At 71.0% G+C, this 11,618-nt stretch carries 10 protein-coding genes; 2 read left to right on the forward strand and 8 right to left on the reverse strand.

Going from position 1 to position 11,618, the window contains the following annotated elements:
* Positions 1-106: 106 nt before the first annotated feature.
* Positions 107-460, reverse strand: coding sequence for a cupin domain-containing protein (locus DI269_RS09110; protein WP_112134972.1), 354 nt, complete (start codon positions 458-460; stop codon positions 107-109).
* Positions 461-682: 222 nt separating this feature from the next.
* Between DI269_RS09110 and DI269_RS09115 the strand changes: the two genes are divergently transcribed.
* The gene (locus tag DI269_RS09115; protein WP_112134974.1) at positions 683-1,957 is read left to right on the forward strand and encodes an ABC transporter substrate-binding protein; all 1,275 of its coding nucleotides are present in this window, start codon (positions 683-685) and stop codon (positions 1,955-1,957) included.
* A gap of 63 nt (positions 1,958-2,020) precedes the next feature.
* On the opposite strand, the gene DI269_RS09120 is transcribed toward DI269_RS09115, so the two are convergent.
* The 7 genes from DI269_RS09120 to iolC are packed head-to-tail and all read right to left on the reverse strand — an operon-like array spanning position 2,021 to position 10,057.
* Positions 2,021-3,019: a Gfo/Idh/MocA family protein gene (locus DI269_RS09120; RefSeq protein ID WP_112134947.1), complete on the reverse strand. Its 999-nt coding sequence runs from the start codon at positions 3,017-3,019 to the stop codon at positions 2,021-2,023.
* Between the two features lie 26 nt (positions 3,020-3,045).
* The gene (locus DI269_RS09125) at positions 3,046-3,969 is read right to left on the reverse strand and encodes a TIM barrel protein (RefSeq protein ID WP_198667271.1); all 924 of its coding nucleotides are present in this window, start codon (positions 3,967-3,969) and stop codon (positions 3,046-3,048) included.
* 49 nt (positions 3,970-4,018) lie between these two features.
* Positions 4,019-5,515: a CoA-acylating methylmalonate-semialdehyde dehydrogenase gene (locus tag DI269_RS09130; protein ID WP_112134951.1), complete on the reverse strand. Its 1,497-nt coding sequence runs from the start codon at positions 5,513-5,515 to the stop codon at positions 4,019-4,021.
* Positions 5,516-5,525: 10 nt separating this feature from the next.
* Positions 5,526-7,397 (reverse strand): 3D-(3,5/4)-trihydroxycyclohexane-1,2-dione acylhydrolase (decyclizing), encoded by a 1,872-nt coding sequence (gene iolD, locus DI269_RS09135; RefSeq protein ID WP_112134953.1) that lies wholly within the window; start codon positions 7,395-7,397, stop codon positions 5,526-5,528.
* Positions 7,394-8,215: a 5-deoxy-glucuronate isomerase gene (gene iolB, locus DI269_RS09140; RefSeq protein WP_112134955.1), complete on the reverse strand. Its 822-nt coding sequence runs from the start codon at positions 8,213-8,215 to the stop codon at positions 7,394-7,396. Before iolB ends, iolD begins: the two co-directional genes overlap by 4 nt.
* Complete coding sequence (locus DI269_RS09145; protein ID WP_112134956.1) at positions 8,212-9,084, reverse strand: Cgl0159 family (beta/alpha)8-fold protein; 873 nt, start codon at positions 9,082-9,084, stop codon at positions 8,212-8,214. Before DI269_RS09145 ends, iolB begins: the two co-directional genes overlap by 4 nt.
* Entirely contained in the window at positions 9,074-10,057 is a 984-nt protein-coding gene (iolC, locus tag DI269_RS09150; protein WP_232822678.1) for a 5-dehydro-2-deoxygluconokinase, read from the reverse strand. The genes DI269_RS09145 and iolC overlap by 11 nt, the downstream gene beginning before the upstream one ends.
* A gap of 194 nt (positions 10,058-10,251) precedes the next feature.
* Here iolC and DI269_RS09155 point away from each other — a divergent pair, with 194 nt between their 5' ends.
* Positions 10,252-11,304 (forward strand): LacI family DNA-binding transcriptional regulator, encoded by a 1,053-nt coding sequence (locus DI269_RS09155; protein ID WP_232822679.1) that lies wholly within the window; start codon positions 10,252-10,254, stop codon positions 11,302-11,304.
* The last annotated feature ends 314 nt before the right edge of the window (positions 11,305-11,618 follow it).

An 11,618-nucleotide genomic window follows, 5' to 3' on the forward strand; every position in this document is an offset into this window, starting at 1 on the left:
GTCTGCCATCCGGGCCGGTGTGATCCCGCCCCTGGTGGGAATCGCGTCCCAGCGGCTGGACGGTTCGGGGCCGCCCCCGTTCCGGAGGCGGCCCGTCGCGGCCCTGTCAGCGGTTGTCGAAGGCCTTGCCGAAGTCGACGAGTACGACCTTGTGGTCGCCGACGACCTCGGCGTCGTGCCCCGGCGGGATCTCGAACGCGTCGCCCGCGTTGATGTCCTGGTCGGTGCCGTCGTCCATGTGGACCAGCAGGTGTCCTTCGACGCAGTAGCCGAGATGGTGGACCTGGCAGGTGTCGGTCCCCGCCATCGGCTTGACGTCGTTGGACCAGCGCCAGCCCCGGTCGAACTCGCCGAGTTCGATGGGCATGCCGTCGAGCATGACCATGTTCCGGTGGCCGTGTCCGCTGAGGTCGACCGATTCGTCGGGTCGCCCGAAGTTCTTGACCGTCAATTGGTTCATGGTGTTCACCCCCGAGTCGAGTCTATGACCGATTCGCGTGCGGTATTCGCTTTCGGTGCAGGGACTCGGCCGGACGGTGGAGGGGGTTGTGTCCGGTCGGCGCGCCTTGAGGGCTGCGGAAACACAAGTTACCGAATAGTATTTTGCGTGCACGCGGGTGCCGCTCCCCATCAATGTCCTTCGATACGCGGCGCCCGGGACGACCACGAAGAGGTGATCGACATGCGGACCCCCGCGAAGACGTCGAGGAGCGCGGCGGCCATAGCGGTCGCCGCGGCGCTCGGCTTGACCGGCTGCACGGGCTCGGACGAGGAGGAGGCGGCGCCGGTCCCGGGCGTCACGGCCGACACGGTGACCATCGGGACGCACCAGCCGCTGACGGGCCCGGCCGCGGCCGGGTACTCGGCGGTGTCGGCGGCGACGTCGGCGTACTTCGCGTACGTCAACGACAACGGCGGCGTGAACGGGCGGAGCATCGAGTACCTCGTCAAGGACGACGCCTACCAGCCGCAGCAGACGAACGAGGTCGTGACCGAGCTCGTCGAGGACGACGAGGTCCTGGCGATCGTCAACGGCCTGGGCACGCCCACGCACTCGGTGGTCCTCGACTACCTGAACGACGAGGGCGTCCCGGACCTGTTCATCGCGTCCGGCTCGCGGGTGTGGAACCAGCCCTCCCTGTACCCCAACGCGTTCGGGTACGTCGCCGAGTACACGACCGAGGGCGCGGCGCTGGCGCAGTACGCGGTCGAGCAGGCGCCGGGCGCGAAGGTGTGCGTGTTCGGGCAGGCCGACGACTACGGCGAGGGCCTCCTCGAAGGCGTCGAGGCGGTCATGGGCGGCAACGAGATCACCGAGATCCAGACGTACACGACCTCGGAGACCGACGTGTCGGTGCAGCTGGGCAAGCTCAAGGCGGCCGGCTGCGAGGTGAACATCCTGGGGACGATCAACGGGTTCACGGCGCTGACGGTGGCCACGGCGGCGCAGATGGACTGGTTCCCGCAGTGGTACGTGTCCTCGTCGGGCGCGGACTACCCGTCGCTGGTCGGGATCCTCGGCGAGGAGACCGCCGCGCAGCTGCTGGAGGGCATGGTGTGCGTGAACTACCTGCCGTTCGGGCCCGACAGCGAGTGGATCTCCCTGTTCCGGCAGATCAACGACGAGTACAACGAGGGCGCGCCGTTCACGGCGAACACGGTGATCGGGATGAGCGTGGGCTACCTGTTCGCGGAGGCGCTCGCGGCGGCCGGGCAGGACCCGACGCGCGAGTCGCTGATCGCGGCGGTCGAATCGGGTTCCTTGCAGGGCAACGGGATCGTGCCGCTGTCGTACAGCGACGTCAACCACGCCGGGTACGGCACGGTCGGCATCATGACCGTCGAGGGCGGCGTGCAGGACTACAACGGGACGACCTACCACGTGGAGGTCGGGCAGGTGACCGAAGTGGAGGCCGAGCCGGTACCGCTGGTGAACGGCGGCATCCCGACGGGGTGAGGGAACGGGCCCGGCCTGAACGAAGGGCCGGGCCCGTCTTTTAACCCCAGAGCAAAGTCATGGCTATTTGTAGAAGGCGGGCTTCTCGGGGAGGTCGACCGGGACGACGGCGCCGGTGCGGCGGGCCTCGACGGCGGCGTTGGTGACCACGGTGGCGGCGTAGCCGTCCCAGGCGCTCGGCCCGGTCGCCTCGCCGGTGCGCAGCGAGTCGACCCACTCCTGGAGCTCGGTGTCGAAGGCGTCGGCGAAGCGGCTGGGGAAGTCCTGGGCGACCGCGTACGAGGCACGGCCCTCGCTGCGCACCAGGGGCGCGGCGGGGTCGGGGAGGCGCACGGTGCCGGTCTCGCCGACGATCTCGCACTGGATGTCGTACCCGTACCGGCAGTTGACGAAGACCTCGACGTCGATGCGCGCGCCCGAGGCGGTCTCCAGGAGCAGGATCTGCGGGTCGACCAGGTGCGGGAACCGCTTCGAGGTCGAGCGCGGCACGACGACCTGGACGGCGGCGAACTCCTCGCCGAGGAGCCAGCGGAGCGCGTCGATCTCGTGGACGGCGGTGTCGACCATGGGCTTGTCGGAGTGGTACGACTCGGGCGAGTCGGGGTTGCGGTGGACGCAGTGGGCCATGAGCGGGACGCCGATGCCGCCGGTGTCGAGGACCTGCTTCATCTGGCGGTACCCGGCGTCGTAGCGGCGCATGAAGCCGACCTGGACGAGGCGCTTCCCGTGGGCCTGTTCGGCTTCGAGGATGCGCAGCCCGTCGGCGGCGTCGGTCGTCAGCGGCTTCTCGCAGAACACCGGCTTGCCGGCGGCGATGCAGGCGAGCACCTGCTCGGCGTGGACCGGGCCCCACGAGGCCACGACGACGGCCTCGACCTCGGGGTCGGTGACGAGCTTCTCGGCGGACTCCACGACCCGGGCTCCGGCCATGGAGGCCACCATGGCGGCGCGCTCGGCGTCGATGTCGGACACGGCGACCACCTCCGCGCCGCTGACGGTGCCGGAGAGGCGCTTGACGTGCTCCTCGCCGATCCAGCCGGTGCCGATCAAGCCGATCTTCATGGGCCTCTGCCTCTCTCTGCGGTGTGTCAGGACTGTTGGCGGCGGGCGCCGAGCCCGCAGCCGTTCAGGTAGTTGCGGGTGCGGACCGCGATGGGCAGCGGCACGTCGGGCTCGCACGGGTACAGGTCCTGCTCGACGATGACGAACAGCTCGGCGTCGAGCCCGGACAGGGCGGTCACGATGTCGGCGGGGTTCGGGACGCCCGCGGGCGGCTCGACGCACACGCCGCGCTTGACGGCCTCGCCGAAGCCGAGGTCCTCCTCGCGGACCTGCCGCAGGATCTCGGGGTCCATCTGCTTGATGTGGACGTAGCCGATGCGCTCCGCGTAGCGGCGGATCAGGTCGAGGTTGTCGCCGCCGCCGTAGGCGACGTGCCCGGTGTCCAGGCACAACGAGACGTAGTCGCCGTCGGTGCCGTCCAGGAACGTCTCGATCTGCGCCTGCGTGCAGATCTGCGTGTCCGCGTGCGGATGGACCGCGATGGTGACGCCGTGCTCCTCGAACATCCGCTTCCCGATGCGGTTCGCGGTGGCGTGCACGGTCTTCCACTGCTCGGCGTCCCACTCCACGACGTCGTTGACGGCGTCGGTCTTCTCGTCGCGGAACAGCGGCGGGATGAACACGACGTGCTTGGCGCCCTGGGAGGCGGTGAGCGCCGCGACCCTGCCGACGATGTCGACGGTCTCGTCGAACTTGTCGGGGCGGTGGAGGTTCCCGAAGACGGTCCCGCCGGAGACCTTCAGGCCGCGCTTGGCGACCTCGGCGGACAGGACGGCCGGGTCGGTCGGCAGGTAGCCGTAGGGGCCCAGTTCGAGCCACTCGTAACCGGACTCGGCCAGCTCGTCCAGGAACTGCGAATAAGGGAGCTGGCGGTCGTCCTCGGCGAACCAGACCCCCCACGAGTCGGGGGCCGAGCCGAGGCGCAGGTTCGGGGCGGTGGGTGTCGGCATTGACATGCTCCTGTCCGTTCAGCTGGGGGTCGTCAGTTGCTCGTGGGACTCAACTGCTTGTAGGGAAGTGGAAGGCGGCTTCGACGGTCTGGCGGACTTCGGGCCAGCGGGAGGTGACGGTCTTGACGCGGGTGTAGAAGCGGACGCCTTCGGGGCCGTGGATCGGGGAGTCGCCGATGAGGGAGTCCTTCCAGCCGCCGAAGGAGTAGTAGGACATCGGGACGGGGATGGGGACGTTGACGCCGATCATGCCGACCTTGACCTCGCGCTGGAAGCGGCGCGCCGCTGCGCCGGAGGAGGTGAAGATCGCGGTGCCGTTGCCGTAGGGGTTGGCGTTGATGAGCGCGATCGCCTCGTCCACAGTAGCCGCTCGGGCGACGGCGAGCACGGGTCCGAAGATCTCCTCGCGGTAGGCGTCCATCTCGGGCGTGACCTTGTCGAGGAGGGTGGGGCCCACGAAGAACCCGCCCTCGTGGCCGGGCACGGTGAGCCCGCGGCCGTCGACCACCGGGACCGCGCCCTGGTCGATGCCTCCCGCGACCAGCCCCGTGATCCGGTCGCGGGAGGCGGCCGTGACGACCGGGCCCATCTCGGAGGACGGGTCGTCGCCGGGGCCGACCTTGACGGCTTCGGCCTTGCGCTTGAGGACCTCGACGAGGGCGTCGCCGGCCTCGCCGACCGCGACCCCGACCGAGATCGCCATGCACCGCTGCCCGGCCGAGCCGAACGCGGCGGCCGTCAGGTGGTCGGCGGCGAACTCGATGTCGGCGTCGGGCAGGACCACGGCGTGGTTCTTGGCGCCGCCGAGGGCCTGGACCCTTTTGCCGGAGGCGGTCGCCTTCTCGTGCACGTACTTGGCAATCGGGGTGGAGCCGACGAAGGAGACCGCGGCGATGTCGGGGTGGTCCAGGATCGCGTCGACGGCGGTCTTGTCGCCGTGGACGACGTTGAAGACGCCGTCCGGAAGTCCCGCTTCGGCGTACAGCTCGGCGACGAGGTTGGAGACGGACGGGTCGCGCTCGGAGGGCTTGAGGATGAACGTGTTCCCGGTGGCGATGGCGACCGGGTGCATCCACATCGGGACCATGATCGGGAAGTTGAACGGCGTGATCCCCGCGCACACCCCGAGGGGCTGGCGGAAGTTGAAGACGTCCACGCCGCCGGAGACCTGGTCGGAGTAGGAGCCCTTGAGCGCGTCGGCGATCCCGCAGGCGTACTCGACGACCTCGCGGCCGCGGATGATCTCCCCGCGCGCGTCCTCGACCACCTTGCCGTGCTCGGCCGAGATGAGCCGCGCGAGCTCGTCCTCGTGCGCGACGATCAGCTCCCGGAACCGGAACATGACCTTGGTGCGCTGCGACAGCGACGAGTCGCCCCACGCCTCGAACGCCTTCGCGGCCGCGGCGACGGCCGCGTCGACGTCGGCGGTCTCGGCGAGGAGGACCTCGCGGGCGGCCTCGCCGGTGGCGGGGTTGAAGACCGTGGAGGTGCGGGTGGAGGCGCCGCGGGCGTACGCCCCGCCGATCCAGTGTTCGATGGTCGTCATCGCTTGTCCCTCAGAGGTAGTGGCGCTGGGCGCGCCTTGAGTCGGTGTAGGCGTCGTAGGCCGCCCGGGTGGAGTCGAGTTCGGACGTCTCGCTGACGGGCACGTCCCACCAGGCGCTCTGCGGCAGGCCGGGCGAGTGGAGGTCGGTCTCGACGTGGACGACGGTGGTCGTCTCGGCGGCCTTGGCGGTTTCGATCGCCTGATTGAATTCGGCGACGGTGGTCGCGGTGAGCACGTTCGCGCCGAGGCTGGCGGCGTTGGCGGCCAAGTCGACCGGCAGCGTACCGCCGTCGAGCAGGCCCGTCTCGGGGTCGCGGTAGCGGTACGAGGTGCCGAAGCGCTGCGACCCGAGCGATTCGGAGAGCGCGCCGATGGAGGCGAAGCCGTGGTTCTGGACGATGACGATCACGACCTTGAGCCCCTCCGAGATGAGGGTGGGGATCTCGGAGGCGAGCATCAGGTAGGAGCCGTCGCCGACCAGGACGAACACGCCGCGGTCGGGGTCGGCGAGCTTGCAGCCGAGCCCGGCGGCGATCTCGTATCCCATGCACGAGTAGCCGTACTCGACGTGGTACTGCTTCGGATCCCTTGAGCGCCACATCATCTGGAGGTCGCCGGGCATCGACCCGGCGGCGTTGATGACGATGTCGCGCTCGCCCACGGCGTCGTTGAGGGCCCCGAGGATCTCGGTCTGGGCGGGGAGCGGCCCGTGCCCGAGGTGCTTGGCCTGGTCGATGACGGCCTGCCATTCGCCGGCGAGGCTCTGGGCGCGGGCGGTCCAGCCCCGGTCGGCCCGCCACTCCCCCAGGCCGGAGTCGAGGGCGGCGATCCCGGCGCGGGCGTCGGCGACGAGCGTCGAGGCGGCGTGCTTGGCCGCGTCGAGGACCGCCACGTTCAGGTTCACGAACCTCGCGTCGCCGAACACTGTGTGGCTGGCGGTGGTGAAGTCCGAGTAGCGGGTCCCGATGCCGAGCACCACATCCGCCTCGGCCGCAAGGAGGTTCGCGGCGCGCGAACCGGTGGAGCCGAGCGCGCCGACCGACTGCGGGTGGTCCCACTGGACCGAGCCGCGCCCGGCGTGGGTCTCGGCGACGGGGATGCCGCGCTCAGCCGCGAAGGCGCGCAGCTCCTCGGTCGCCCGCGAGTAGACGACCCCGCCGCCCGCGACGATGAGCGGGCGCTGCGCCGAGCGCAGGACCCTCAGGGCCGCTTCGAGTTCGGCGGCGTCGGGCTCGGGGCGGCGGACGGTCCACACCCGCTCGCGGAAGAACTCGACGGGCCAGTCGTGGGCCTCGGCCTGGACGTCCTGCGGCAGGCAGAGCGTGACCGCGCCGGTCTCGACCGGGTCGGTCAGCACTCGCATCGCCGCCAGCGCGGCCGGGATCAACTGCTCGGGGCGGGAGACGCGGTCGAAGTACTTGGAGACGGGCCGGAACGCGTCGTTGACCGAGACGTCGCCGCCGCGGGTGTCCTCCAGCTGCTGGAGCACCGGGTCGGGGGCGCGGGTGGCGAAAATGTCGGAGGGCAGGAGTAGGACTGGGAGCCGGTTGATCGTCGCGAGGGCGGCGCCGGTGACCATGTTCGTGGACCCTGGGCCGATGGAGGCGGTGCAGGCGTACGTGGAGAGCCGGTCGGTGAGCTTGGCGTAGGCGGTGGCGGCGTGGACCATGGCCTGCTCGTTGCGCGCCAGCAGGTAGGGCATGTCCGCTTCGCCGGTGCGGGCGGCCTGGAGGAGGGCCTGGCCGAGTCCGGCGACGTTGCCGTGGCCGAAGATCCCGAAGGTGCCGTTGATGAGTCGGCGGCGCTCGCCGTCGCGTTCGGTGTGCTGGGCGGCGAGGAAGCGCACGAGCGCTTGGGCGGTGGTGAGTCGGACGGTGCTCATCGGGCGGTCTCCCAGGTGGTGCGGATCCAGGCGTGGGCGGGGTCGTCGCTGATCAGCCACGCCCGCTCGCCGGGACCGGCCATCACATTGAGGTAGAACAGGTCGTAGCCCGGTGCGGCGGCGCTGGGGCCGTGCCACCCGTGCGGGACCAGGACGACGTCGCCGGAGCGGACCTCGGCGGACACGTCGATCGGGCGCTCGGGCGTGCCGTAGACGCGGTGGAACGCGAAGCCTTCGGGCCGGTCGATCTCGAAGTAGTAGATCTCTTCGAGCACGCTCTCGCCGTCTTTCTCCTCGTCGTGCTTGTGCGGCGGGTACGACGACCAGTTCCCGCCGGGGGTGATCACCTCGCACACCAGGAGCTTGTCGGCCTCGAAGGTGCCGGGCAGGCAGTAGTTGCGGACCTGCCGCGCGCAGGTGCCCGCGCCGCGGGCCTCGATCGGGACGGCCTCGGCCGAGCCGTACCGGGCCGGGAGCCGGTGGTCGCACTCGGCGGAGGTGAGCGCGAACCGGCCGCCGGTCAGGCTCGTGACGGTTACCTCGGCGTCCCTTGGCGCGTAGACGAAGTCGCTCGCCTGGCTGAACACGTCGGGCCGGCCGCTCACGGTGAAGGCCAGACCGTCGACGGCGACTTCGCAGGAACCGGAGAGCGGAAGAATGAGGTGCTCTGCGGTCCCGGTGGCGAAGGTGTGGAGGGCACCGGGTTCGAGTTCGAGGATCTTGAGGCCGGAGTGGGTCCAGCCGGCGGACTCGGGGGTGACGACCGTGTCGTAGAGGCCGTCCTCGGTGGAGCGGGCGGGCAGGTGGTATCGGTTCACAGCAGGTCCACCACTTTCTGGACGGCCTTGGCCACATTGCCGTCGGCCGGGTAGAGGAGGGATCGTCCCACGGTCAGGCCGACGGCATTGGGTGCTTCGAGGGCCTGGGCCCACTTGTCGCGCTGGGCGTCGAGGTCGGCGACCTCGCCGCCGAGGAGGACGACCGGGAGGGTGGTCGCGGCGGCGACTCGGACCGGGTCGGGGGCGGTCGGGAGTTTGAGCCAGGTGTAGGCGGAGGTGGTGCCGAGCCCGGAGGCGATGGCCACGGATTTGACCACGGCCTCGGTGGAGAGGTCGTTGACGACCTTGCCGCCCTTGCGAGTGGAGATGAACGGTTCGACCATGGCGATCAGGCCGCGGTCGGCGAGGTCGTCGATCGCGCGGGCGGTGTGCTCAAGGACCGAGGGCGTGGTGGGGTCGTCGTAGTCGATGCGGGTGAGGGTCTTCCCGCCGTCGAAGCCGAGCCGGGCGATGCCGGCGGCGGTCATGCCGGTGAACCGGTCGTCGATCTCCCACGAGGCTCCGGCGAGGCCGCCGCGGTTCATGGAGCCGAAGACGCTCTTGCCGTCGAGCGCGCCCAGTAGGAGCAGGTCTTCGAGGATGTCGGCGGTGCCGAGGACGCCGGTGCAGCCGGGGTTCTCCAGGGCGATGACCAGGCGGTCGAGGAGGTCGGCCCGGTTCGCCATGGCGAAGGGGTCGCCGCCGGTGCCGAGGGCGCCGCGCGCGGGATGGTCGGCGGCGATGACGAAGCACTTGCCGGAGGGTCCGACGGGGCTGTCGGCGCGCTGGCGGACGGCGGCCGCTTCGGTGATCGCCTCGGGGCGGCGCAGGCGGGCCTCGGTGAGGAGTGCGAGCCGGTCAGCGCGCATCCGCGGCCTCCTTGAGCTTGGCGTCGACCTCGGCCGCGGTGGGCATGGCGGAGGAGCAGGCGAGGCGGCCCGCGACGATGGCGCCGGCGGCGTTGGCGCGGGCGATGACCGTGGTCAGCGGGAGTCCGGAGAGGAGTCCGTCGACGAGGGCGCCGCCGAAGGCGTCCCCGGCGCCGAGGCCGTTCACCACGTCGACCGGGACGGGCGGGAGTTCGACCTCGCCGGAGTCGTCCACGGCGAGCACGCCCTTGGGGCCCTGCTTGACGACGGCGAGCTTGACGCCCTTGTCGCGCAGGCGCTTCGCGGCCCCGCGGGGGTCGCGGGTACCGACGGCGACTTCGACCTCGTCGAGGTTGCCGACCGCGACGTCGGCGAAGGCGAGGGCCTCCTGGACCCAGCGGCGGCCCTCGTCCGGACTGTCCCAGAACATGGGGCGCCAGTCGAGGTCGAGGACGGTGAAGGGGCAGGGGCGGCTCGCTTCGAGCGCGGCGAGGGTGGCGGTGCGGCTCGGTTCGGCGCACAGGCCGGTGACGGTGGCCCAGAAGACCTGCGCGGCGGCGATCGCGTCGGTGTCGAGCTCGTCGGCCGCGACGTTCAGGTCGGGGGCCTTGGGGAAGCGGTAGAAGTAGAGGGGGAAGTCGTCGGGCGGGAAGACCTCGCAGAACGTGATCGGGGTGGGGTTGTGCGGGTCGGTGCCGACGAAGCGGTCGTCGACCCCGAACTCCCCCAGCGCTTTGCGCACGTAGGTCCCGAAGGGGTCGTCGCCGACCTTGGTGACCACCGCGGCCCGCCGCCCGTACCTGGCCGCCGCGACGGCGACGTTCGTCGGGGACCCGCCCAGGTACTTGTTGAACGAGGCGACCTCGGGGATGGGGACGCCGGTCTGGGCCGGGTACAGGTCGACGCCGATGCGGCCCATCGTGACGACCTCGTAGGGGCCGGTGCCGGGGCCGGTTCGCCGCTGCGGAGCCAACGTTGCCTCCTCGGGGGGACGTGGTGCGGCGCCCGCCGGGGACCGGCGGTCGCCAATTGCATGGGATATGTCTGGTTAGCGCGCGCTACTAGAGCGCGCTAGTCAAGCTAGAATGGCATGCGCCACGTCGCGCAGTCAAGTGGTCGCGTATGAAAAACTTCATTACGCATTTGAATCGGAAGGACCACGACCCGATGACCCCCCCGAACCCGAGACAAGGATCTGACCGCACCCCGGCACCGCGGTCGCGCAAGCCCACCATGGCGGACGTCGCCGCGGAGCTGGGCGTCTCACGGGCGCTCGTCTCCCTGGTCTTCAGGGACCAGCCCGGCGCGAGCCCGGAGACGCGCGAGCGCGTCTTCGAGGCCGCCGCCCGCCTGGGATACAAGCCCGACATGGCCGCGCGGCTCCTCGCCCGCGGCCGCAGCAAGGTGCTCGGCGTGCTCTTCACCGCGCGCAACCCCCACCACGTGGACCTCGTCGAGGCCATCTACCCCACCGCCGAGGAGCTCGGCTACGACCTGGTGCTCTCGGCGGCCGTCCCCAGCCGCGACGAGCACAAGGCGATCGAGGCGCTCGTGGGCCACCGAAGCGAGGCGCTGCTGCTGTGCGGCCCGACGATCAGCGAGGAGGACATCGCCGATCTGGGAGCGCGGCTGCCGGTGGTCGTCCTCGGACGCCACCTCAAGAGCACCTCGGTCGACATCGTGACCTCCTACGACCGGCCCGGCGCCCGCGAGGTCGTGGACCACCTGGTCGGACTCGGACACCGCGACATCGCGCACGTCGACGGCGGATCGCGCCCCGGCGCACCCGAGCGGCGGCGCGCCTACCGGGACGCGATGCGCTCCCACGGACTGGCCGACCGCATCCGGATCATCCCCGGCAACCACACCGAGGAGGGCGGCCAGGACGCCGCGCGCGGGATGCTCGCGAGCGACGACGGCCTGCCCACGGCGGTGTTCGCCTCGAACGACCAGTGCGCGATCGGCCTGCTCGACGTGTTCACGCGGGCCGGCGTGAAGATCCCCGAGCAGGTCTCGATCGTCGGCTACGACGACTCGCACATCGCCGGGCTCAGCCACATCGACCTGACCACGGTGCGCCAGGACGTGCCGCGGCTCGCGCGGCTCGCGGTGGGGGCGGCCGACGAGCAGCTGCGCGGCGTGCGGGAGCCGGGCGCGGTGCTCAAGCTGGAGTCGAAGCTGGTGGTGCGCGGGACGAGCGGGCCGCCGACCCAGCGGTAGCCGGACCGGGCGGTCGCCCGATCGGGTGACACGGGGTCGCGGCGGGCCGAATCCTGTCGGACCCGCGACGGAGGATGGCGCCTATCGTTCCCCTGGGTGGGCGGGGGTTCGGGACGGCCTTTCTTGACATTCACGTCTATCAATGACAGGATGTGCGTGGAATCGCTCCCAACCCTTTGCGAGGAGAGCACTCGATGCCGCGACCCGTACGACCCCTCCGCTCACGGCGCCGACACCTGGCACTGGCCGCCGCGACCGCCTTCGCCCTGGGCGCCGCCGCGGCCGCGGCCGCGCCCGCGGCGCAGGCCCAGGAC

Source organism: Glycomyces dulcitolivorans, assembly GCF_003265355.1.
GTDB lineage: Bacteria > Actinomycetota > Actinomycetes > Mycobacteriales > Micromonosporaceae > Glycomyces > Glycomyces dulcitolivorans.